Raw genomic sequence first — 22,200 nt, forward strand, 5'->3', positions numbered from 1 at the left:
ACAACGATGCCGTCTGTTTTTATTCATTTACGTTCCGTGGACAGATACGCTCAAACTTTTCGGTGTCTCTCTTTCCATTGGCTGACCTCTTCGTCAGAGACGGATGCCACGGTCCTTTTTTCCACATCGAACATCCGATGACAGAATGCCCTGGTAGAAAAAGGATTTCCAAGTTCCGCCAATATCCCTACAAGCCGGTTGTAGGAATCCATGTGCCACAGGTAATCGTACATCCCGCTGACCGGCACCCGTTCAAGCAATCCCATACGCGTTGTCTTTTCCACGCACTTGTCGAAAATCCGCGAACCCATCTCCATGTTCTCCATGTAGTACCGCTTGCTGCGCAAGGTGTCGTAACCTTTTTCACGCAGGCGTGTACGGTCTGCCATGTACAGCATGAAGATGACCTCTTCCGGGGTGAACGCGCCGACCAGCCCGGTGAAGCATTTCATAAACGGTATCACGTGTTGCCTTTTGTCGTCATTCCCTTTCATGTCCGTTTTCGCGTTCGTTCGTCCGTAATGTTTCCGCTTCCCCGTCATCCTTAATCGACGGATTGACATAGAACTGGCATATCCTGCCGTTTATCATCGGTTTATACACGGCGTATCCCAGTTTTTTGGCGTAACGCCCCACGGATACGCGGTTGGCGAACTTGCCGGTATGTTCCGTCAGGTGTTCCGACATCTCCCCGACGGTCATTCTGCTTTTCAGTTTCATATCATTCGCGTTTAAATGTTTTCCTGATAAAGGATAGCCGCGACTAATACGAACTGTTTGCAAATGGTATGAATTAATAAGAGGCGGTTCCATGAAATCGGCAAAGGAGGAATCAACCGGTTATACTGATACTTCATTCATGAAACCGTCCCTCATCTATTTTCCCATTATCCGGACAATCTCCCGTATCGTGTCGAAGTTCCGCTCGTCCAGCCATTCTTTGGCCACGTTCCACGAGAGCGACATTCCGAACTTCAGGTTCTCCATGGTGATGGTATGGTGCGACAACCTGCCTTCAGTGGGCTTGAGCCCTGCCGCATGCAGTTCACACAGTCCGTCCTGAAAGAACGTGCACCCGCCTGCTTCCTGTTTCGCCTGTACCATCGGCACGATATACGGGATTTTTCCTAACAGCAGGCCTACCGCCCACCGAGTGGGTGCAAGACGCTCCCTGTATCCGGCTTTCAGCAACCGGAGGATGTCTTCCGGCGTACCGAGGCACGGTATCCGGCATTGCTGCCTGCACAGACGGCAACGGCACTCTACCGGCCGTCTTCCTGTCTTGCGGATGATCCGCTGTAATGCCGTTTCCATCGCTATGCACCCGGTGGGCAGTATTCAGGGTTCCTCTTGCGCCACAGTTCTATGATACACTCCCGTCCGGCCTGTGTCCATCGTTTGGTGGATCCGAAAGTATATACCTTGCCCCGGCTGTTCTCCCACGTGTAAGGCACATCGCATTGCCAGGCCCGGCAGGAAGGAAAGACCACCCATTGCCGCTTCTCGTACTTGCAGATGCCCTCTTCGGCAAGGAACTGGTGCAACTGTCGCGGCGATATGCCGAGTTCGTCAGCGATGCGCGTGCTCTTGAACCAGTCCCTGTTCTCGATAAACTCCTCGTAGAATACGATTTTCGGCAGGGATTCACTCACCACCTTCCGCAGTTCCAGAATCAGTCTCGTCGCCGATTCCATATCCTGCGGCATGGGACAATCCATACAGGGCAGACCGGGTGCCGCCACCCTGGGGCGTTCGCGTACGATTGTCTTCCCTCGTTTCACGGAGAGTTTGCCGATAGCCTCGCCCAACCATTCCGCCAAAGACAGGTCAGGGGCGATCCATCTGGCCAACGGTATGACAAGCGGTGATTCCAACCAGGTCGCACCGTGCCCCCGCCCCCGTGTGGTGAAGACTTGCGACTCGTATTTCCCGGTATGTCCGTTGCCGGCCATTTCCCTGCGGAGCATATCCGTGGAAGCGATGCGTAGCCATTCAGACGGGATTTTCCCGAAGTGCATCGTGATCTGCGTGGCGTTGACCATCAGCTTGTCGCCGACACGCCGGAACGTGACGGGGAACCCTTCCTCGAAGTGCATGACGATGTCGTCCTGCGGGACGGCGTGCAGCTCCCCGGCTTCCAGTTCCAGAAGCTTGTTGCCCCACACTTCCAATTCATCAAGCAGGTCACGGGGTATAATAGTCTCCTTGCGTACCAGTTGTAAAAGCCGGCGCATATCGATGGGACGGAAACCCCACTGTTCCCTGCCGTTTTTCCGGAAACTGATTTTCAATGCCGTCGGGCAAACACGGGCGATGGCGCCGTTTTCAAGCAGTTCGTCCCGCTTGAGTATATCGCATATATCCACGGCGCAGATATGGAGCTGGCCGTTATGGTTCCGGGAAACCCTTATGTTCCAGTCCCGGAACGGAACATTCCTATTTTCCCTCATAGGTATTTCCTCCTTTCTTTTGGTTATCAGACTTACGTTTGTTTTCAAGCAAGGCTCTCTTATGTGCCATCTTGCGCACCGGATAGTACGTGCGTTTCTCGCCGCAAAGGGCGTCATAATCTTTCAGCATCAGTGTGCCGAGGTCGGCCAGCTCGATTTCCACATCCGGATGCAGATGCCTGAAATAGAGTCCGCCGCTGCATACATACTTGCCCGTGCAACAGAATGAGATAGCCTGCAAGTTGCCTTTTGTCAATTCCGCCGCGCTGTGCAGCGAGCGCGTGACCGCTACAAGAACCTGTGCCCCGTTGAAGATGAGCACCATCTTGGGTCGTTTAAATGTGCTGCGTCTCATGTTGTTCTAAAATTTGCGTTAATTCCTCCTTTGTAAATCTAAGACCGGCAGCCTGTACCAGCCAAGTGTCTGAAACCGTAAATCCACCGGACAGCAGTTCGTCCACGCGCTCCAGAAGGTAGACACCGAACGCGGGATCGATGTAAACGACAAATAATAGAGCCAGACATTCATCAATTAACAGGTGTCCCGACGCCTCGTCACGGATGATCATCTTTTCCCTGTCTATTCCGTAGGCGTCTGCCAACGCCGTTGCCCAGTGATGGAAAGCGACACGGAAATCACGGACATTATGCCGGCGTGCATCTCCTTTGGCCTGGATGAAGCGTGTCGCGTCGAAATAGACCGGTCCGTCTTCCCGTAACGTTCCGAAAAGCAGATCGGGGAACTCCCTGTACCGGATTATCCGGCAGGGAATCTTTTCTTCTTTCATGTTCTCTTTTTCATTGTTCTTGGATTTGTATCTAACGTGGTGCAAAGATATATCTTTTTAATATGAAATACACTATAAATATATACATAAATTACACTTTTAATAAATTGTTAATCACTGATAATAAGATATTTACAACATAAATAAAACCGAAATATCTATATATTTAAGTTGTATATTTCGGTTTGTAAATCAAGCATTAAGAGTCCCGTTCTCCATATATTCTTTTAGCCGTAAAAACCTCTCTTGAGGATTGTCTCTACTCTTTGAACAAGAAACAAAAAAATTATGGCTACATCGGACAAATCATTTAACGGGGAACTCTTGGAGAGTATTTTTAAGACCTCCAAAAAGACAATTCAGGAGTATGTCCGCGAAATCGAGCGCAACAACCGCTACCGTTCATGCCGTCAGGATACCGGCTCGGGATATATTCTCGATGACCGCGCCCGGCTCATTGACCTGTATGAAGCCTGCCTGCAACAGGACGCTCATATACGTTCCGTTGTCGAGACACTGGAAAGCCAGATTCTCGGCGACCGCTATATGCTTGCCCGTGTAAACGAAAAGGGAAAATACATCAAGGACGTGGCGAACTCCCTGAAGATACAGGGTTCGCAGTTCGACAAGATAATCAAGGGCATAGTGGAATCCAAGCTCTACGGGTACACCCTGCTTGAAATCATGCCGCATACTGACCCCAGAACGGGCAGGCTGGCGGAAGTCAACATCATCGAACGGCGTAATGTGTTGCCGGACCAGAAAACGGTACTGAAGCGGCAGGGACTGTGGGAGCCGCATTGGGATTTACATGACCCGGCATATTACCGTTGTTATGTACTGGTAAACTCCGGCGACTTGGGACTTTTTTCCGCCACGACCCCTTTGATACTGGCCAAGAAATTCACGGTGGCCAACTATGTGAACTTTTCCCATACTTACGGACAGCCGATTATCCACGGAAAGACGGTCAGCGAGAGCAACGCCGACCGCAAGAGGCTGGCTAACGAGATAGCCAACGCGGCACAGAACAAGGTGGTGGTTACCGGCATTGAGGACGAGGTCGATATCAAGACATTCACCATGTCCAACTCGGAAAAGATATATACCGGGCTTATCGAGTTTGTGAACAAGGAAGTTGCCAACCTCGTGCTCGGCTCCGAGTCGATGGCCGGAGGGATGCAGTCGTACGTGGGTTCCACGAAAGCACACCAGGACATTTTCCGCGACCGTATCGAAGTCTACCGTCGGTATATCGAAAACGTCATGAACGAGGAGATAATCCCCCGCCTGGTGGCTATCGGGTATATCCCCGGAGGATTGGAGTTCCGGTATTCGAACCGGATAGAGATGAGCAACGAGGACCGCATCAAGCTCTATTCGCTGATCACGGACAAATATGAAGTGGCGGCCGATGAGATCGAGAAAGAGTTCGGTATCAATGTGGGCCGGCAGCTCAATGTTATCCCGGGATTAGGTTTCGGAGCCGAAGGCGGCTCATCCGGTCTCAGCCACAACGACCGGGGCATCATGTCGGACGAGGAGTATTTCCGGCGTTACGGACGCCCCCGGGGGGCGAAGGTCGGAAATTTTCTGCGGGGAGCGGAATAGAAGCCCGTCTTCCGCTCCCGGACAACGCTCCGTTCAGGGCTGTCAGGGCATCTGCAACCACGGAATCCGATACGGAAAAGGAGTATCGTGTCATTTTCGATGCATTCCGCAGGCTGATCCTCTATTGGGAGAACAGCGCGGAACGTCTCGACATTATAGAGGACATCATCACCCTGCGTGCCTCTTTCCTCATAGACCGTGCGCTGACAGGTCTGCGAATCGACATGGACCGGGCATTGGAGATACTGAAAAATCACAACTCCTTTACAACAGAGAGGGAACGGCAGCAGCGTGACATCCTGATTGCAGCTATAGACAACCTGGTGGATTTTGCCGCGGCAGAGGAGTATGCCATGCTCGGGGAACTGCCCGAGACAGCGGATGAACAGGACATGGAAGCACACGAAAAGATATGCCGCAGGTATAACCTCGTCCATGCGGAGGAAGAGAACAACCAGGTATTCTTCGCGGCCTCGATGGCCGCATGGTGGATGGCGGTGGATATGGATACCGTGCTTACCTACATGACACAAGGCGATGAACGGGTACGTGCCTGGCATCTTTCATTGGAAGGGATTTCCTTCCGCAAATCCGAGTTTCCTCCGGAGCTGATACCGCCGATCGAATGGGGATGCCGCTGCTTTCTGGTCGCGGAGGGGTTCGCCGCTGTCCGGGCGGCTTTGCCGGATAAGGGAGACTATCTGGAAAAGGTGGATCCGGTCTTCCGGGAGAGCCTGGCAACCGGCGGGCGTATCTTTTCCGATGCGCACCGCTATTTCTCCGTCCCGCTTCCGGGTTACATGAATGATATTGTGAAACGCATTAAAGGAAAGTTCGCCTATGCCCAAGATAACGCTTGATGAGTTTTGCAGCCACTGGGTAAGCAGGACCAGTACGCGCGTCATGGCCAGCCGGCTGGAGTTCAACGTATTCGACTTCGCAACTGCTGCCGGTGACTATACCAGGCAGCAGTTCGTGTCCTCATTCGCTTCGGGGGGATTCAACGGTAGCAAATGGGCGCCTCGTACCTCCAAATGGGGAAAGAGGTTCACCCATCCTCTCATGAACGATACGGGGACTCTGGCCCGGAGCATACAGTCGGAAGCCGGCCGGACAGACATAGTGGGACGGCGTTCGGACCGTACGCGCATCTTCCGGAAAGGCGCCAGGTATTGCATGTGGACTACGGAAAAGAGCTTTCCAGTCAAGGGCAAGCGGGGACGCAGCAAGGAGCGTTACGGGCATTATGCCGCCATACACAATACCGATCCGAAGTTCGGGCTGTACACGGTAAACCAGTATTCCACGCGCCGTCCCGTACACCGGCAGTTCATCGGATTCTCACCGAAGACGGACGACTATATCGCCGCCCATTTCATAGATATGATTTTTAAAGGATTTCCACACCAGCCGTTATGATAAAAGACAAACACCCAGCACCACAGCCCGCACAACCGTCGGCACCGGCGGAGAGCCTGCCTGAAGAAGTTTCCGCGAACCCTTTCGTGGAGATATACCGGGCCGTTAAGCGGGCTGTCCTGACCCTGCGGGAGAATCCGGACGACCCGTTGTCGCCGCCCCTGTTCAAAACCGTCGCTATCGACAACGGCCAGTTCGCCCGCATTGTCCGTGACGATAACACGGAGTATGAGACTGTGTTCCCTGCCGTGTTCATCCACTTTATCAACGTGAGGTACCTGGTACAGCAACAGCGTATCGGTGAGGGACGCGCCACCATGCGCGTGCGGTTTATCTTGAATACGCTCAACAATGCGGACGAAGACAAGGAATGCGAGGCGTTTCTGGTCTTCCAGCGGCTCAATGTAGCCATACAGGATGCCAAGAACCATGAGCCGGCGCTGAGCGAGCGGTGCAACCTGACCTATTTCGACATGCCGCTTTCAACCAATATGTTGCAGGCGTACTGGATAGACTACGAGGTATGGTTCAGGGAATCTTCCGCGTGGAAATACAGGGACTGGGTAAAAAGGTATGTGGTCATGCCCCCGTTCACCCAACACAGCGATGCGCCGCAACATGACAGCGGCGGACACGGCTTCCATCCGCGTCCGGAACATGACGAAGTATCTGGTTTTTCGGATACCGGATCGGAAAATTGAAATCCATGCAGGAGATTTATCCGCACTGCGTATAAACAGACATGAATCAGCAGATAATACAAGACTCATGATACATTTTCTGTACTTGCTGAATTTAGAATGTTCAGCATGCCGGTCTTGATACAAATAGTTGCAACCGGTCTGTAATTTGAACAATCTATTATACTGTAAAGATAATCGCATTTCCATAAATGGATGGATTCTCATATTTCCACTTCCATAAATAGCAGTGCAAAACCTTTTCTTTTTCCACCGCCTACTCTTGTTCAAATAACCCTTGCATATGGATATGAACACACTTCAATATGTCGTCGGAGAGGCGAAGGCAGGCCAGCCGGCTGTTATCCGTTTCTTCGGTCGCGTGACGGAAGAGACGACCTCACGTTTCAATGACGAGTTCGACTTTTTGGAAAATATCATCCGTCCCTCCTGTATCCGCGTGTTGATCAACTCGGAGGGCGGCAGTGTCCTTTACGGCATGTCCACCTATTCCACCATCGCCAATGCCACGGTGGATACGGAATGTATCATCGAAGGGGTCGCGGCATCGATGGCCTCCATCATCTGGGCGGCGGGCAAGCGTTCTCTCATGCGTGATTATGCCATACTGATGATTCATAACCCGATGTTGCCGGACGATGACGGAGGGGAACCGTCGGACATGGTAACGGCTTTTACCAAACAGATCGAGACGATTTACCGGAAACGGTTCGGCCTGAAAGCGGAGCATGTGCGGGCCATCATGGACGGACAGGCAGGAAAGGACGGGACCTATTTCGACGCACAGGCTGCCGTCAAGGCCGGCATCATACCTGCGGAGCATGTCATCCATACCTCGAAGCAGCTTTGCCGTAAAGTGCATGACGAGATAGAAGGATTGACCGATACGGCCGCCATCCAGGAACTGATGAGCCGTGTCAGCGCGGGAAATAAACCTTTCAAAGGCATTGAACCTACTCTTACAGAAACGGAAAACGATATGGCAAACGAAAACAAGACACAAGGCTTTGAGTACGGGGCGATTGCAGCCTCGCTGGGCATGAAGGACGGTGAGGTCAAGGACGTGATGGCACGTATCTCTGAACTGGCCGCGATGGAACCCAAATACAGAGAAATACAGAAATCACTGAGCGACGCGCAGACCGTCATCGCCGGAAAAGACGCCTCCATCCGGAACTTGCAGACAGACCTGGCCGCAGCGACGGCACGCCTTTCCGCCTACGAGCAGAAAGAGAAGGACGAGCAGGCTTCCCGTATCGAGACATTGGTGGAGAATGCCATTGCAGAAGGCAAGATTGACCGTGAGGCGAAAACGCAGTGGGTGGAGATGGCCGGTTCCAACTTCGAGTTGGCGGAAAGCACGCTGGCTTCCATTCCCGCGCGGGAGAAAATCTCGAAGGAAATCGCCGATGACCCTGCCAACATCCAGGCCACGGCGGAAGCGACAAAGACCGCCGAACAGCTGATGGCCGAGAAGGTGGCGGAAGTGGTCGGTGCGGATTTCAAGTTCCGAAAGCTCTGACAGACTATCCGCGGGCGTCCGCCCGATTTTAACTGACATGCCGGAGACCGCAGTGTCTCGCGCGGAAACAGCAGGTATCCGCCAGTCGGCCGAGTTTCATTCTTCAACGGAAAACTTAAAACGACAATGGCTGATACAGTAAACTTTCTTCAAAACGGGTATAGCGGCGAAGTACTTGAGGACTTGCTGACCTATACCGTGCAGGGCAATGATACGGTCCGCGAGGGACTGATTCATATCAAGACGGGCATCCAGCACCGCTATACGCTTCCTGCCATCAAGCTGGGCAACATTATCCAGGACAACGTGCCGACCCCACAACCCATCCACGGAGCCAAGGGCGATGACGGCACGAACGAGTACCAGTTCACCGAACGCCATCTTGAGCCGTCCGATTTTATGGTCTATCTCGAGTTTAACCCGAGGGACTACGAGAAGTACTGGCGTTTCGCGCAGCCGGAAGGCAATCTCGTGTTCCGCGAGCTCGACCCGAAAATCCAGGCGACGATGCTCCGTCTCCTTATGGACAAGAAAAACGAGTATATCGGAAACGCCATCTGGACTTCCGCCCGCGGAGGAGAGACGGTGGCCAAGATTACCGCACCGGAAGGCTGCACGAAAATCGGAGCCAACAAGGAGAAATATTTTGACGGGGTCATCAAACGGATCCTCGACAATGTGAACTCCTCCGATGCCGAGGTGGTTGCCGGAGGGCAGTGCATCATTTCGGGAACGACCGAGCTGACGGACGGGGCCGCGGTGGAGGCGGCGCTCTATGCGATGTGGAGGAAATGTCCGAAGCAGATCCGAAAGAAGACATCTCTGACCTTTGTGGTCGGATGGGACGCCTGGGACGCGTATGACCAATATATCTCGGACAAGCAGGTCAAGTATTCCGAGAATACCGAGGTCAACCGCTATCGCTTCAAGGGCAAGCGCATCGTCCCGGTCGTGGGAATCCCCGAACACACGATGGTGCTCGGCGAGTTCTCCACCGGCATGGACTCCAACCTGTGGATGGGGGTGGATTACGCGAACGACACGGACATCCTGAAAATCGACCGTCTGCAGGCCAACTCCGAGCTGTTCTTTTTCCAGATGCGCATGAAAATGGACGTGAACATCGTCCGCCCGGCGGAGATCGTGGTCCATACCGCCTACAAGAAGAGCGAATAACACACCTTTCTTCATTCTCAATATCCACCCGGGGAGCGGAGGCAAGGCCCCGTTCCCCATTTTCATTCTACTGTTATGGCAAAGAAAATCAACACGGAGGAAACTCCGCAGACAGACAACAATAATATTCCTGCACCGGAGGCTCAGGCGGTGCCCGTTCCGGAAACGGCATCGGAAAACCTCGGGACAGGCGGCGAGACTGAAGACAGGCTGCCGGCCAAGACCGCGGGGAAAGGGAATGCAGGGTCGGAGGAGACGACAGAGCCTCACATCCTGTCCCTGTTGAAAAAGTTCCCGGCATATCCGTCGCTGTACATCGACACGCACGGAGGAACCTATGCGCCGGACACGGCGGCCGCCATCAGGGGCAAGGCCGTACTCTACAGGAATCCTTTCTACAACGAACTTAAAAAGAAATCATAATGGCACTCGGTAATGTATTTATCAAGGATGTGGACGGCAATATTCCTTACGATACCGGCTCGTCGGGCGAGAAGGTGACGGGACTGCTGTTCGACGTGTCCCTCCAGCCGACGCTTTTCACGGAGGGGTATGGTAAAACCAATGAGACCAGGCTCAAGCCTGGCGATGTCTGCTACATCACCTCGTTCAAGTCCGCCGTGAACGACTTCGGTATCATCGAACGTGTGGAGGCAACCGACGAGGAGGAGATGAATGTCAATTTCCTGCACGGCATCCCGGCATACCATATCCGTGAATTTTTCCGCATGTCCGGCAATCCGGGCGGTTCAGGAAAACTCTACGTGATGTTCGCGGACTGTTCGGCGAACTGGGATGCGCTGGAAATCATGCAGCGTGCTGCCGGGGGTATGATCAACCAGATAGGCATATGGACGGAACAGCCGCTGTGGAAAGCGAACGGCGCATCGGAACAATACAACCTCAATCTGGTAAAGGGGCTCAACGACGTGGCCGTGGGGCTTGCGGAGCAGAACCAGCCGCTCTCGCTCATCCTTTCCGCCAATCCTTCCAATACGGGGGCGGATACGACTGAGGGGCGTCAGATTGACCTGAATAAAATACCTTCATGCATCTGTGAATCAAGCCGTATCAGCTGTATATTCGGCCAGGCGCATCACGAAAAGATCTCCACGATGCAGATGTGCAACAGGAACCATACGCCCGTGGGATTTTTGGGAGCGGTTATGGGAGCCATAGCAAAGGCCAACGTGCACGAATCCATCGCATGGGTCAAGCAGTTCAATCTCTTCGCGGACGATTTCCAGGAAATAGAGTTGGGGTTCGGGGACATCAACCTCGACGAGGCAGAGGAGAACTTCCTCAGCCTGAACCGGTACGAGTCACTCTCCCCGTCACTGCTGGACGAACTCGACGATAAGGGGTATATTTTTCCCATCAAGTATGCCGGCCGCGAGAACGGGATCTACATCTCGAAAGACCAGACATGCTCACATGGGGATTTCCGTACCATTGCCCGGAACCGCACCATCAACAAGAGCCGCCGTGCCGTGCGTGCAGCCCTGCTGCCGTATGTGAACTCACCGCTGATGGTCAATCCTTCAACCGGGTTCCTCGCCCCGTCGAAGATTACAGCTTTCAAGACACTCATCGGGGATATACTGGCCAAGATGCAGGCGGCGCAGGAAATTTCAGGATACGCCGTCACTATCGACCCGAACCAGAACGTGTTGGTGGACGACACGCTGCGCATCTCCTATGTCCTTGTCCCGGTGGGCGTGGCCGTGAAGATTTATGTAGAGGAAGGACTGTCATTAACCGCAAATAAGACATAGCATATGGCAATAATCAACAATGTAGCATACTCGTGGTCGATGATAACCCTGTCATCGACCGCCCTGGGAATCGATGAAGGTTCCACGACCCTTGAAGGCGTGTCGGCCATCAAATGGTCGAAGAAGCGCAAGGTCGAAAGTAACTACGGCATGGGAGGACGGCCGGTGTCGAGGGGGTTCGGGAACATTACCTATACGGCGAGCATCACGATGGACTATGCCACGCAACAGCTGTTGCGTTCGGTGTACGGCTCGCTGCTCGAAATCGGCGAGTTCGACCTGATTATCAGCTTTGCCAACCCGATGGCCGGCGAGGACTGGACAACGACGACCGTAACGCTCAAAGGTTGCATCTTCACGGAGGATTGTCTCGAGTCACAGCAGGATGATACCAATATCACCCATGAATTCGATCTCAACCCGTTCGATATCCAAATCGGCTCGGGTGATACAATCTAAGCTGTCATGGATGTAACTTTCGAGGGGAAATCTTCTACCGGAAAGAACGAATGGCTCACGCCTCCCTGCCTGCTTCGGAGGCTGGGGCCGTTCGATTTGGATCCGTGTTCGCCCGTAAACCGCCCATGGGATACGGCGCGACATCACTATACCATTGAGGATGACGGCCTGCAACAACCCTGGTTCGGACGTGTGTTCTGCAATCCTCCCTATGACACTGCACTGATTGTCCGGTTTATCCGCAGGTGTGTCGAACACAGGAATGCCGTCGCGCTCACTTTTGCCCGCACGGACACGCGCCTGTTCCACGAACTGATATTCCCAAACGCCGATTCAATACTCTTTATCAAGGGACGGCTCAGTTTTTACCATGTTACGGGGGAACAGGGTGGTACGGCCGGAGCGCCGTCATGCCTGATCGCCTTCAACAAAGAAAATACCGCGGTTCTGGAAACATGCGGTATCGACGGGAAGTTGGTGAAGCCACGACTTCAATAGTCAACCATAAATTTGTTACATAATAACCCGTCTGTTTGCCGGATATTGACCTTGGCTGACAGACGGGATTTATGTATGGCAGACTTAAATCGAAATATGCGCTTCCTTATCGAATGACGTATGCTCGTTACTGAACACATAGCCCAACTGGTTGCATATGCACCGGGTGTTTCCGATGACCTTATTGATATTGCGGTGCGAGTGGCCATATATCCAGTATTCAATCGGGCTGTCTGCAATGAAACCGCCAAGCTCCACGGTAAATGCCCCATTGAGCGGACTGCCCTTGAACTCCGGCGCCATCAGTTCGAATGACGGTACATGATGAGTGGCGACAATGAGATGTCTGGCAGTACTTTGTTTTACGCTCTGTTCCAGAAAACGGAAACAGCGCGAATGTTCGTCATTGAACCTTGTCCAGTCCAGCGGTTCGCTGCCGTAACGCATCCTGCGGAAATCTGTGATGGCTGCCTCAGTTTCATAGGCATCCTGCAACAGGATATGTGACCACAGTGTGGTAGCGATCAATTCTATATCGTTACCCAATGGGATAACGGCATTATAGTGGCAGGTGATGTTTTCCCTGATTTTGAGCGACCAGCCGTTATACAGCTTGTCTATGTCGAACATCTTGTAAAACTCGTGGTTTCCGGGAACCACGATGACCCGGCTGTAATTTCCGGAAGCCCAGTCCCAGAACGGATGTCTGGAGTAGTTCTCATCTCCGATATATCCTATATCTCCGGCAAGGACAAGCACTTCTCCGGCAACAGCCAGCGGGTTGTGCTTCAAAAAACTGCTGTTCTCCCGAAACTCGAGATGCAGGTCGGATGCGTATTGGATTCTCATTGTTGTGTTATGAAATTGGCTTCAAGTTGTTCCAATAACTGTTCTCCGGAAATGCTTTTAAGTCCTGCCGATTTGAAAAAATCAGAGTTTGGCACTTCTTCTTTGACAGCCAGGCAAAACCTGTCAACATCTTGTTTAAGCGAATCAGGAACTTCGTAGGTGTCGGCAGGAGCAAGCATGGCAACCAGCCGGAATACATCTTTCTTGTGCTTGACGATATGTTTGCTGTCCACTTGTTCTCCATTGCTTTTCCGCTCGGTCATTTCTAAATAGGCCCTGCATTTCAGACAGATAAGACTTTCAATGTTCGCAATATGTACGCCCTCCTCCAACGTGCTGTGTTCAATGGTATAATTATAATAGTCATCATCCATCAAAATGGCTGACAGACTTGACAGGTCATCATCAACCGGAATGGGGGTAATGTGGGCATCGTCCGGGAATTTGACAACCCCGATATTTCGTGAAAAGAGTTCTATCTGATACGGGAAATCCGGATTTCCCGGTTCCTTGAACCTGTAATATTCATGCCTGCATTCCCCGTTCCCGGTTCCCTTATTCCTTTGTCTGTACCCTGCGGTTTTTACAAACTCCCAGAATTTTGCAGCAAAATCCGAAGACAGCGCCTCCACAATCAGTATAATGTCTATGTCCTTGGTCGCCCTTGGAGTTTGTGCATATATTTCTTCATGCATTTCACAGGCAGTACCACCTATGATGACATAGTTTCCTTCATATCCGGTGAAAAACTCCCTGAATTTATCAATTCCTCTTACCATATCATATTATTTATCATAGTTTCCAATTCTATTTGAATGCGTTCATCATCCATATCCTTCATGGCCAGAAATAAAGACAATTTGTCTACAATGCCGTTTTTTGAGAAAAAACATGGATTGTAACGCCATATCTCTATGCGGGTCTCGCCATATTCCTTGTCTGTCCGGATTTGCAACCGTCGAGCTTCTTCTTTTGCAATGGCATAAGTGTCATTTTTTTCCTTGTTCAGCATTGAATATTCCGACAAGGCATTTACTCCACTAATACAAAATACTTCATCAGGCAGACTATCGGTATATACAATCCGCTCGATGGGGTTCGCCAGGAACGGCAACATCCTGTCCCATAATTCACGCTTTTTGAACTGAAATATCATACTCTTTGTCTTGCCGCCGGATAAAGCGATAACTTCTTTATCTTTCAGCCATCTGACCGCCCGGTTTACATTGGCATACGACACGTTGAAAAGATCTGCAATATCATAAGTTCCTTTCCCTTCGAGAGACTTTACTTCAAGATGATAAAGGATTATGCATTGGGCAATTGCAGGAATCTGCGTTTCTTCACCTCCCCCGATATTATTTTTATGCGGTTTCAAATCTATCAACAAATCCGGTATGAACATTTGCTTTTGCGGTATGATGAAATTTACACGATGTCTGACAAGACGCCGTACATTATAGGCCGCCACTGTACGCAATACAAATATTACCGGGCATTGGGCTTTTCGCTCAACCAGTTCTTTTTGTTTCCGCATCTGCCCCGGAGTATATGCAGAACTGTCTGCACTATACAGAAGAACTACGTCATGCCCCAACAAGTTAGCCGTACAAAATGTATAACCGGCAGTAATATTGGCTGGGAATGTATGCAAGACATCCTTTTCGACCGGCCTGATGTCCGCCCTCAAATCAAGCAATTCAGCGATGTACCGGCTTGTCACATCTATAAAATCATCTATTTTGCACATAATCATTTATGTTTGAGAATATGCAAAATTAACGATTATATACTATATATCAAAGAAATATATGAAATATATTCAGCGAAATTTCCTTTAAAGACTGATCTGGGAATATCAGGAGCAAAGAAGTTTTTTGTATAACATATGGATTACAAGTGAATAAGAACCGTGTCTTCAACCTTTCCACGATTCTTTGTCCTACTCTTTCGGTGAATCAAAACAAATTCGATATGGACGAAAAAATGCTTTCATTGGAACAGGAGATCAAGATCAAGGAAAAAGCCCTCAAACTGAAAGAGGAGAAGAAACTCCGCAAGATTTGTCCGATGGTCGTTTTCGGAGACACCGCAAACGGCGAGAAAGAGATTTATGTGGCCTACATGTCCGAACCGAGCTTTCCGCAGTTCAGCAAATTCATGGCCGCTTCCAAAAAGGACGAGGTAATCGCCATGCGCACGTTGGCCCGCGACTGCTTCGTGGACGGAGATAAGGAACTCGTGGACGACGAGTCGCTCTTCCTGTTCGGTCTGATGGGACAGCTTTCCGAGCTGATCACCACCCGCCAGAGTGTCCTGGTAAACTTATAAGCCGGTGGGTAGTGACCGACGAGCAGCGCATCCGCCAGCGGATGATCTATGTCCGCCACTACTTTCCCGGCGTCAACCTCGACACGATTTCCGACGAGGAGTTCGCGATGCTTTCCGAAGAGGCGTTGTGGCTGCACGAGCAGATGCTCATCAGCCGTATGCCCGTTCCGATGTCATTGCCGGAGAGGACTCCTTGACCTGCCGCCGTAAGCTTCCGGTTTGCGGCGGCCTTCGTTTCATAATCTCCGCCCTTGCGGAAAGACTATTCTTTTAACGCAGTACCCATTACCATGGCTCAGGAACAGAACTATCAGGTCAACTACTCCATCAACGTGGATGCCTCTCAGGGCACCAAGCAGGTTATCGCCTTCGGTGAGGCGGTAGGCAAGCTGGTACAGGCGAAAGCGTCCCTGACTCCGGCCGTCACGAACATCAAGAATATGATGGACGAGATAGACCGCGTGTTCCGCACCAAGAACGGCAAGAAACGTAATTTCGATTACCGCCTGACCATCGATACGAAAAAAAGCGAAGAGAAGCTGGAACGTATCAAGGGGTTACTCACGGATATTTCCACGCTTTCCAAAGGCATCAGCCTGACCATCAATGCCGGTCAGGCTTTGGACAGCAAGAAAATCAAGGCCAACGCCAAAAGCCTTTACGAGAAAAAGGCTGCCGAGATGCGCAAAGCGGAGATCGAAAAGAATGCCGCCTCGTCCGTTGGCACGATGGCAGACGCGCAGAAACGCATTACCAAAGCCATCGGGAAAATCAACTCCGCCCTGGTTTCCATGGAACGTGACCGGGAACTGCAAATCAAGACCGGGACGGCGGAAAACAGGTTGCAGCAGATACTTTCCCTATTGGGTCGTATCAAAAGTGCTTCTGTCATTTCTTTCAACATGCAGGGAGGCATACCATCCGAAGGACTCACACCTTCCGTTCCGGTGCCATATGCTCCGCAGGCCTTCGTAATGCCCGAAAAGGCCCGGCAAAAACTGATGGAACGGCTTTATGCAGGACAGCAGCTGCATCGCCAGAAACTGGTCCACGCGGAGGAGCTCTTTACCGCAGACCAGCGCCGTAAGGCGGCTCTGGCAGAAACCGCCGCGGCGGAAAAGCGGCGTGCCGATGAAGCGCGGGCTAAAGAACGGGAGTGCAAGAATGCCGCCCGTGCTGCGGAGAAAATACGCCGGCAGGCAGAACAGGCACGCCGTAAGGCAGAAACGGAACGTATAAAGGCCGAGCAGGCTGCAAGACGGCAGGAACAGCGCAATGCGATGCAGTCCGTCAGGCTCATGCAGCGGGAACATACTGCAGCCGGTACGCTCTACCGCAGTAAACGCCGTGCCGCCATCAACCGTATCCAGTATTCGAAAGCGCCGTCACTCAGGAACCTCCCGTTCGCTTCGATGCTCAATGCCTATATGGGTTACAGCCTGATCCGTTCGGAACTGACGAAGGCCATCGACTATTCCAACATCATGGAATCGGCACATTCCATCCTCCGTGTGGCGGACAGCGACCTCAAGACATTCGAGACCCGTTTTGACAGTATGGCCCGTCATGTCCGTAAAATCGGCATCGACACGAAATACACAGCCGTGGAGATTGCCGGTGCCGTCAAATACCTGTCGATGGCGGGCATGAATATCGAGACAATCAACAAGTCCATCCGCCCGATCACGAACCTGGCACTTATCGGTGACAACGACGTGTCGTATATCGCCGACCTGGCCACGAACATCATGGCCGGTTATGATATCCATAACGACAGCATGGACAGCGTGGCGGACATTATCTCCTCCACCATTTCCCGCTCGAATGTGAATATCGTGGAGATGGCGGAGTCATACAAGATGGCTGCCGGTTACCTGCGTATGGCGGGCGTGGACTTCACGGAAAGCAGTGCCGCCATCGGTCTTTTGGGCAATATGGGTCTGAAGGGAACGCTGGCGGGAACCTCGTTGCGTGCTCTTTCCACACGTTTTGCCAAACCTACCAAGGAGGCACAGGAAGTTCTGGACCGCCTGGGCATCCGGTTCACGGAAATGCGCGACATCGAGGGGGTGCAGGTCGAGAAACTCCGTCCTATAGCGGACATTTTCGAGGAATTGAACAAGAAGGGCGCGTCGATGGCGGATGTCCAGGCAATCTTCGGGAAAATTGGCGGTAACGCGGCGATGATGTTCCTGAAGAACTACGACAAACTACGAGAACTGACTTCATATAACCGGGGGTCCCAGGGCGTTTCCTCAGAACTGGCATTGGTAAAGCAGAATACGACCAAGGGATTGTGGGCGCAGGTGACCTCCCAGCTGACCGAAGGGTTCATGCAGGCATACGAGGTGTTGGAACCCTCTATCCGCACTGTGCTCCGCACTTTTCTGGCAAAGTTCAAGGCTCCGGAATTTACCCGTGGCCTGGTGTCCATCGGGAATGCCTTGTTGGACATCTTCACCGTGATCGGCAATATCGGCGCATGGGTGACCCGCAATTTCCATTGGATAGACCCGCTTGTCTTTACAGGCGTTGTCGCGACCCGGCTGTTCAAGGTGGCGGGAGCCCTGACGAATATCGGCATCGCCATGGGGTTTATCGGCAAACAGTCTGCGGCCACGACATCAATCAGTGCCGTGCAGGGGCTGCTGGGGGCGGGTGGTATCGGTAAGGTTTCGTTTGCCCAGAAGCGGGCCATCGTGTCGGCCATGCAGTCCGCAGGCGTGGCGGGACGGGGAGCGATGAACCGCGCCTTGATGGCCGGGGGCGGTGTCATCGGAGCCAAAGGAGTCCTGCAGTCGCTGTTTGCCACACAGGTGGCTACCGGCAGCGGACTGACCGGTGCTGCCGCCTCGTTGAGTGCCATCAGTACAGGCGCGGTTGCCGCCACGGCAGGTATAGCCGCATTGGTCGGGACTTTGGGATGGGTGGCTTACAAGACCTGGAAGATAAAGGAGGCGAAGGATGCCGTACTGGAAGAGATCGAATCGAACCGCAAGTACCGTTATCCGTCCATAGAGGCACTTTACTCCTCCCTGAGCGAGACCTATAACATGGCTGTCAAGACAAAGCGTGCCGTGGACGAGGTCGTTGCCGGCAAAAGTATCGAAGAGGCTTCGGGACATAAAATCGGAGCCTTCACATCCAACTGGTGGGCCGGGTTCTTGGGGGAATTTGCCATCGCTTCATCTGAGGGGATGGTATCGCGAGACCATGTGTATAACATGGACAAAGCCCGTCAGGATGACATAAGGGATGCGCTTGTCACCCTTGCCAAACGCGACAGCCAGACACGTATCGATGCCGCGTACGCCGAGTTCGGGAAGATGGGTACGGTATTGGAAGTGGACGCTTTCCTCAAGACGGTAAAGGAGCGTTTCGGGCAACAGGAGAAGGATCTCGACAAGTCTTTGTGGCGTATGCAGGATGGCAAGGCCGTCTATGTGAATGATATCGGGGACAGGTCGGAAGCGGTTGCCGCCCGCACATACGACTATGCCCGGTACATGAACACGCAGACCGTTCCGGAGATTGTGCGTGCCGCCACCGCTTATCGGAATGCCATATCGAGTGCCGCCAATGCGCATGAGCTGATGCGTAAGGGAGGGTTCGACTTTGACCAGTTCAGGGCCTGGGGATTCGAGCAGGACGAAAACGGGCTATGGAAACAGCGGGCACTGGGGCAGAACGCCACCGATGCGCAGCGTATAGACAACATCGCGCATCGCAAGCTGGCACATACGACACTCGTGAAGTTCTTTTCATCGCTCCGGCAGACTTTCGGAGGTTCGGCGGAGGCAGCCGAGAACATCCTCCGCGTGGCGGGCTTCACTCCCGACCAGTACGGCAACGAACCGGATTCCAACGATACACGTCCGTTTGCTGCCAACCCGATTACCAACACGCATCTGGATGACGGAGGGGCCGGCGGCAACTATTCCGGCACGGGGCGGTTGTCCTCGGCGGCACCTAAACAGGTCATCGTGAACATAGAGAGCCTGCTCAGTGTCAGGACCATCGACCTGATGAAGTCGAAGGAGGGGCAGACGGAAGAGATACAGAACCTGAAAGAACAACTGGCACAGGCGCTCATCGATGTCGTGCATGACTTCGATGCCTCCTGGAACGCATAAAATGAAAGGATTATGGGAAGACTGATACAAATCGCGGCCTCGACTTTGTTGAGCGGAGGCATACTCAACCACGGTTCGCTTGGCGGATACATCAGCAACGCCACGCGTCTGGCGTTGGGCATGGGGCTTGCCGAATTGCAGGACGGGCAGGTACATTACTTCTCCAGGCACCATGACCTGCTCAAACGGGCAGCCATACAGGTTGCCTCGCAGACGGCTTACGGGTTGCTACGTTCCTATCCCCGATACCTCAAATACTGGGAACAGCAGGTGCGGGACAAATATCTTCAGACACAGTCGCAGTCCAGCCTTGCGAACAAGACCGGACAGTACTACCAGCTCATCAGGGAACAGCAGGCGGTGGCGCAGAAGAAAAACCATATCGATTCCATCGTCGGCCGGACAGTGGCGGATTTTCTGGAACTGTCCATATCAGAGGAGGGGAAGTATTATGACAACAGCGAGTGCAAGGTTTTGCCGAACAGCCGGTATGGACTGGTGACATTCGTGGACCTGGGACCGCAGGTACAGGTCAGCAGCCGGAACAATATCCTGCTGACCCGGGTACAGGGGCGGGACTATACCCGCAAGGAATATATATCCGGGGGTGACCTCGAGATTACCATCAACGGCAAGATCACCTCCAAATACCCGGACGTGTATCCCGAGGCGGAAGTGTCCAAGTTTATCAGGCTGGTACAATACAAGGGTGTCATCGATTGCGACAACACGGTATTGCGCCAGTTCAACATTTCACGGTTGATTATACAGGGCTATACCTTACAGCCTACGGATTGCCGGAACGTGCAGCCGTATTCGCTGAACTGTGTCGCCGTGGAGCCATCGGAAGCCGTGGAACTGAAACTGGCGGAACAGGAAAAGGTGGACACGGCCATCAAGCACACGAACAAGTGGATCAAGTATGTTAAATTCGGTACGGAGGTCATCGACCCCGCCTCGTTGCTTAAACTGACACGTTTATGGGTATAGCTGCAATGGATATCCTCTGCTGTCGCATCACCATCGGGGATGCCGACCCATCCAATCCGATGAGGATACAGAACGGCGTGGAGATTACGGAAGTCCAGTCGCTCGAAATCAACGAGAGTTACAAGAAGCTGATCGGAACGGCCAAAGTGATATTCCCGAAAGGGTCGGTATGCCGCTCCACGATTATCGGGAACGTGACATTGGAGGGCAAGGACGTGTCGAGGATAACGACGGAGGTGATGCAGGACGGTGTCATCATCGAGAAACGCAGCGCGCAGCGTCTGGTTGACGAGACGACATTCAAGGTCGGACAGCGCATCAATATCAAGCTGGGCTACAACGGCGTGCTGAAAAATATGTTCGACGGATACATTACCGGATACAATTCGGACAGCACGCTGGAAATCCAGTGTGAGAATATGGCCTACAAACTCAAACTGAAACAGGCACCTCATTTCGAGACCCCGGCGAAAGGGACGACGGTGAACGAGGTGCTGGAAGGCAAGTATAATATCCTGAAAGATACCGGCTTCAGGATACACTCGGATACGAAGCGGTTTGAGATACATATCGGCAAGGTAAAGGTCACGGACAACTTCACGGTAGCGGATATCCTTTCCGAATGGTCGAAGTACAAGGTCTACTGCTTTTTGAAATACGATGCCGATGATGACGGGGCCATGCCGTCCATTGCCGTCGGGCGTCCTTATTCGTCCAGCAAGGCTCAGCCGGTATTCCCGGAGGACGAATCGACAGGACCGTACAGGATATACTTCAACGAGCATGTGGCGCAGAGCAACCTGAAAGTGGTCAAGACCGATCCGAAGTTTTTGGCGGTGACGGGCAAGGCACTCGGGACGGATGAAAAATTCTTTGAGGTGACAGTACGCATGAATCCTGAATACGACCCGGAGATGCCGGGCAGCAAGGAGTTTCAGACGGTCAATGCCACGCAGATTTCAAAAAAGACGCACAAGGTAACTGGCAACACGACGGCATCGGGAGCGAAGACCAGGACCAAGGTGGATTTATCCACATATACCATCGTACCATATATGTCACCTCATGTCGGAATCAATTCCGACCGGCTTGTAGAAGAGACGACGGAATACTTTCGGAATTACAATCTGAACGGAATCACCGGCAATGTGACAGTATTCGGGGATTTCGGACTGTCTCCTGCCGTACAGGTGGAACTGATCGACTACCGTAATCCTTCCAAGAACGGCGTATACCTCGTGGAGGAGGTAACGACAACTTTCGGAGTGGGTGGATACAGACAACAGCTGGGCATTCCGTACAGGATTCGCAAATGACCATATTGTTTATTAATGGACATTCTTTCCTTCCAGAAAATACCCGAAAAGGAAAAACGGCATTCCGTGCCGCTCCAAGGAACATCACTGCTTTTTATTCATAATTAATCCACTGCATTTTTACAAATCCATGTCTTTAAAAATATTTTACAACAGGGGCGTTTCGGCAGGAAGAATAATAT

General features: G+C 52.3%; 24 protein-coding genes. 15 read left to right on the plus strand and 9 right to left on the minus strand.

Going from position 1 to position 22,200, the window contains the following annotated elements; translation table 11 throughout:
• Nucleotides 1-50 precede the first annotated feature (50 nt).
• The 6 genes from FME97_RS00600 to FME97_RS00625 all read right to left on the minus strand — a co-directional run bounded on the left by FME97_RS00600 (nt 51) and on the right by FME97_RS00625 (nt 3,238).
• Nucleotides 51-494: a hypothetical protein gene (locus tag FME97_RS00600; RefSeq protein WP_004293617.1), complete on the minus strand. Its 444-nt coding sequence runs from the start codon at nt 492-494 to the stop codon at nt 51-53.
• On the minus strand, nt 481-720 hold the full coding sequence (locus FME97_RS00605) for a hypothetical protein (protein WP_004293616.1): 240 nt from the start codon (nt 718-720) through the stop codon (nt 481-483). Before FME97_RS00605 ends, FME97_RS00600 begins: the two co-directional genes overlap by 14 nt.
• A gap of 156 nt (nt 721-876) precedes the next feature.
• Nucleotides 877-1,314 carry a hypothetical protein gene (locus FME97_RS12685; RefSeq protein WP_004293615.1) on the minus strand — a complete coding sequence of 146 codons (438 nt, stop codon included), beginning with the start codon at nt 1,312-1,314 and terminating at the stop codon, nt 877-879.
• Between the two features lie 2 nt (nt 1,315-1,316).
• Nucleotides 1,317-2,450: a phage antirepressor KilAC domain-containing protein gene (locus tag FME97_RS00615; protein WP_004303966.1), complete on the minus strand. Its 1,134-nt coding sequence runs from the start codon at nt 2,448-2,450 to the stop codon at nt 1,317-1,319.
• Nucleotides 2,437-2,775 (minus strand): hypothetical protein, encoded by a 339-nt coding sequence (locus FME97_RS00620; RefSeq protein ID WP_004303967.1) that lies wholly within the window; start codon nt 2,773-2,775, stop codon nt 2,437-2,439. The genes FME97_RS00615 and FME97_RS00620 overlap by 14 nt, the downstream gene beginning before the upstream one ends.
• Before the next feature lie 10 nt (nt 2,776-2,785).
• Complete coding sequence (locus FME97_RS00625) at nt 2,786-3,238, minus strand: hypothetical protein (RefSeq protein WP_004293612.1); 453 nt, start codon at nt 3,236-3,238, stop codon at nt 2,786-2,788.
• Between the two features lie 288 nt (nt 3,239-3,526).
• On the opposite strand from FME97_RS00625, the gene FME97_RS00630 reads away from it, so the two are divergent.
• The 10 genes from FME97_RS00630 (at nt 3,527) to FME97_RS00675 (ending at nt 12,399) form a co-directional block, all read left to right on the plus strand.
• The gene (locus tag FME97_RS00630; RefSeq protein WP_008142945.1) at nt 3,527-4,849 is read left to right on the plus strand and encodes a phage portal protein family protein; all 1,323 of its coding nucleotides are present in this window, start codon (nt 3,527-3,529) and stop codon (nt 4,847-4,849) included.
• Nucleotides 4,850-5,073: 224 nt separating this feature from the next.
• Nucleotides 5,074-5,709 carry a phage minor head protein gene (locus FME97_RS00635; protein ID WP_141427443.1) on the plus strand — a complete coding sequence of 212 codons (636 nt, stop codon included), beginning with the start codon at nt 5,074-5,076 and terminating at the stop codon, nt 5,707-5,709.
• Nucleotides 5,690-6,268 carry a hypothetical protein gene (locus FME97_RS12675; protein WP_008860784.1) on the plus strand — a complete coding sequence of 193 codons (579 nt, stop codon included), beginning with the start codon at nt 5,690-5,692 and terminating at the stop codon, nt 6,266-6,268. Before FME97_RS00635 ends, FME97_RS12675 begins: the two co-directional genes overlap by 20 nt.
• Nucleotides 6,265-6,969 (plus strand): hypothetical protein, encoded by a 705-nt coding sequence (locus FME97_RS00645; RefSeq protein ID WP_004293608.1) that lies wholly within the window; start codon nt 6,265-6,267, stop codon nt 6,967-6,969. Before FME97_RS12675 ends, FME97_RS00645 begins: the two co-directional genes overlap by 4 nt.
• A gap of 283 nt (nt 6,970-7,252) precedes the next feature.
• The gene (locus FME97_RS00650; RefSeq protein ID WP_004293607.1) at nt 7,253-8,491 is read left to right on the plus strand and encodes a Clp protease ClpP; all 1,239 of its coding nucleotides are present in this window, start codon (nt 7,253-7,255) and stop codon (nt 8,489-8,491) included.
• 126 nt (nt 8,492-8,617) lie between these two features.
• Nucleotides 8,618-9,667, plus strand: a complete 1,050-nt coding sequence (locus FME97_RS00655) for a hypothetical protein (protein ID WP_004293606.1) — start codon at nt 8,618-8,620, stop codon at nt 9,665-9,667.
• A gap of 75 nt (nt 9,668-9,742) precedes the next feature.
• Nucleotides 9,743-10,090: a hypothetical protein gene (locus tag FME97_RS00660; protein ID WP_004293605.1), complete on the plus strand. Its 348-nt coding sequence runs from the start codon at nt 9,743-9,745 to the stop codon at nt 10,088-10,090.
• Nucleotides 10,090-11,442, plus strand: coding sequence for a DUF2586 family protein (locus FME97_RS00665; protein ID WP_004303973.1), 1,353 nt, complete (start codon nt 10,090-10,092; stop codon nt 11,440-11,442). The genes FME97_RS00660 and FME97_RS00665 overlap by 1 nt, the downstream gene beginning before the upstream one ends.
• 3 nt (nt 11,443-11,445) lie before the next feature.
• Entirely contained in the window at nt 11,446-11,901 is a 456-nt protein-coding gene (locus tag FME97_RS00670) for a hypothetical protein (RefSeq protein ID WP_004293603.1), read from the plus strand.
• A gap of 6 nt (nt 11,902-11,907) precedes the next feature.
• On the plus strand, nt 11,908-12,399 hold the full coding sequence (locus FME97_RS00675; protein ID WP_004293602.1) for a DNA N-6-adenine-methyltransferase: 492 nt from the start codon (nt 11,908-11,910) through the stop codon (nt 12,397-12,399).
• Nucleotides 12,400-12,483: 84 nt separating this feature from the next.
• On the opposite strand, the gene FME97_RS00680 is transcribed toward FME97_RS00675, so the two are convergent.
• The 3 genes from FME97_RS00680 to FME97_RS00690 are packed head-to-tail and all read right to left on the minus strand — an operon-like array spanning nt 12,484 to nt 15,004.
• Nucleotides 12,484-13,248, minus strand: a complete 765-nt coding sequence (locus FME97_RS00680; RefSeq protein ID WP_004293601.1) for a metallophosphoesterase — start codon at nt 13,246-13,248, stop codon at nt 12,484-12,486.
• Nucleotides 13,245-14,027, minus strand: coding sequence for a hypothetical protein (locus FME97_RS00685; RefSeq protein WP_004293600.1), 783 nt, complete (start codon nt 14,025-14,027; stop codon nt 13,245-13,247). The genes FME97_RS00680 and FME97_RS00685 overlap by 4 nt, the downstream gene beginning before the upstream one ends.
• Nucleotides 14,021-15,004: a hypothetical protein gene (locus FME97_RS00690; protein WP_004293599.1), complete on the minus strand. Its 984-nt coding sequence runs from the start codon at nt 15,002-15,004 to the stop codon at nt 14,021-14,023. The genes FME97_RS00685 and FME97_RS00690 overlap by 7 nt, the downstream gene beginning before the upstream one ends.
• 218 nt (nt 15,005-15,222) lie before the next feature.
• Between FME97_RS00690 and FME97_RS00695 the strand changes: the two genes are divergently transcribed.
• The 5 genes from FME97_RS00695 to FME97_RS00715 all read left to right on the plus strand — a co-directional run bounded on the left by FME97_RS00695 (nt 15,223) and on the right by FME97_RS00715 (nt 22,018).
• The gene (locus tag FME97_RS00695; RefSeq protein ID WP_008860783.1) at nt 15,223-15,579 is read left to right on the plus strand and encodes a hypothetical protein; all 357 of its coding nucleotides are present in this window, start codon (nt 15,223-15,225) and stop codon (nt 15,577-15,579) included.
• 11 nt (nt 15,580-15,590) lie between these two features.
• The gene (locus FME97_RS00700) at nt 15,591-15,776 is read left to right on the plus strand and encodes a hypothetical protein (protein ID WP_004293597.1); all 186 of its coding nucleotides are present in this window, start codon (nt 15,591-15,593) and stop codon (nt 15,774-15,776) included.
• Nucleotides 15,777-15,869: 93 nt separating this feature from the next.
• The gene (locus tag FME97_RS00705) at nt 15,870-19,712 is read left to right on the plus strand and encodes a phage tail tape measure protein (protein WP_117974407.1); all 3,843 of its coding nucleotides are present in this window, start codon (nt 15,870-15,872) and stop codon (nt 19,710-19,712) included.
• 12 nt (nt 19,713-19,724) lie between these two features.
• A complete protein-coding gene (locus FME97_RS00710; RefSeq protein ID WP_004293595.1) occupies nt 19,725-20,702 on the plus strand; it encodes a DUF6046 domain-containing protein in 978 nt (325 codons plus the stop codon).
• Nucleotides 20,693-22,018, plus strand: coding sequence for a hypothetical protein (locus FME97_RS00715; protein ID WP_117974409.1), 1,326 nt, complete (start codon nt 20,693-20,695; stop codon nt 22,016-22,018). Before FME97_RS00710 ends, FME97_RS00715 begins: the two co-directional genes overlap by 10 nt.
• Nucleotides 22,019-22,200: the final 182 nt, after the last annotated feature.

It is taken from the genome of Alistipes dispar, from assembly GCF_006542685.1.
Taxonomy (GTDB): domain Bacteria; phylum Bacteroidota; class Bacteroidia; order Bacteroidales; family Rikenellaceae; genus Alistipes; species Alistipes dispar.